General features: G+C 64.6%; 1 protein-coding gene and 1 tRNA gene. One reads left to right on the top strand and one right to left on the bottom strand.

Going from position 1 to position 1,201, the window contains the following annotated elements; translation table 11 throughout:
• The coding region (locus LQV45_RS34010; RefSeq protein WP_230012257.1) for a magnesium and cobalt transport protein CorA at nt 1-757 on the top strand (757 nt) is incomplete at its 5' end.
• Nucleotides 758-833: 76 nt separating this feature from the next.
• On the opposite strand, the gene LQV45_RS34005 is transcribed toward LQV45_RS34010, so the two are convergent.
• Nucleotides 834-906, bottom strand: a tRNA-Arg gene (locus LQV45_RS34005).
• Between the last annotated feature and the right edge of the window lie 295 nt (nt 907-1,201).

Genomic DNA, 1,201 nt, shown 5'->3' with positions numbered 1-1,201 from the left:
GCGGTACCTGGACGATGTGGAGAAGGTCGAGTTCGGCGAGATCCATGTGTTCTCCGGCCCGGACTTTGTGGTGACCGTCCGCCGGGCGGAGTCTCCCGACCTGGCCCGGGTGCGCCGGCGGATGGAGTCCGAGCCGGAGTTCCTGGCGCTCGGACCGGATGCGGTGTTGTACGCGATCCTGGACCAGGTGGTGGACGAGTACGAGCCGGTGGCGGCAGGGCTGGAAAACGATATCGATGAAATCGAAGACGACCTGTTCGCTGCCGACCCCGGCGTATCGCGCAGGATCTATGAACTCTCCCGCCAGGTCATCACGTTCCAGCGTGCCACGGCCCCGCTGGCCGGAATCCTGCAGAGCCTCATGGGCGGCGGACCGGACGGCGTGCCGGACCCCGAACTGCAGGATCATTTCCGCGACGTCCTGGACCACGCCATCAGGCTGGGGGAGCGGGTGTCTGCCTTCCGGGCGTTGCTGCAGAACGCCCTGGCCGTCAACGCGGCCCTGGTTGCCCAGCGGCAGAACGACGAAATGCGGCTCCTGACGGAGTCGAGCTTCGCCCAGAACGAGCAGGTCAAGCGGATCTCGTCGTGGGCTGCCATCCTGTTTGCGCCGACGTTGATCGCGTCGATTTACGGCATGAACTTCCGCGACATGCCCGAGCTCGACTGGATCTTCGGCTATCCGATGGCACTCGCGCTCATGCTCGGCATGGGCGGGATCCTGTTCCTGACGTTCAAACACAACAAGTGGATCTGATGTTCTGGTTGAAATCGGAGTTGGCGTAGGAAGCGGCCCTGACCTTGCGTTGTCGCAGGTCAGAGCCGCTCTCTTGTGCCCCAGGAGGGAATCGAACCCCCGACCGGCGGATTAGAAGGCCGCTGCTCTATCCCCTGAGCTACTGGGGCGCGCTGGCGCCCACCGGCTGCTGCCGGTGACGCCTCAAAAAGTTTACAGTGCCGGACGGCCGGTGGAGGTCAACGCCGTCCGGTTGGCTGGCCCTGCCGGCCCTGACTTCTCCCCAACACGGTCCCCACACCGTTGCCGGCAGCCGGTTATCCACATGGCACAGCCGGGTCCTCCCCGGCCACGGTCCACGGCGGGATGCTGGAACTGCCCGGCAGGGCACGACAATTCGAGACAGGACATGAGAATGAGCGACAACATTACGGTCCGTGGCTTCGTCGCCTCGGAGATCAGAAG

Source organism: Microbacterium sp. Bi128 (assembly GCF_918698205.1).
This window is presented reverse-complemented; position numbering and strand designations above follow the sequence as displayed.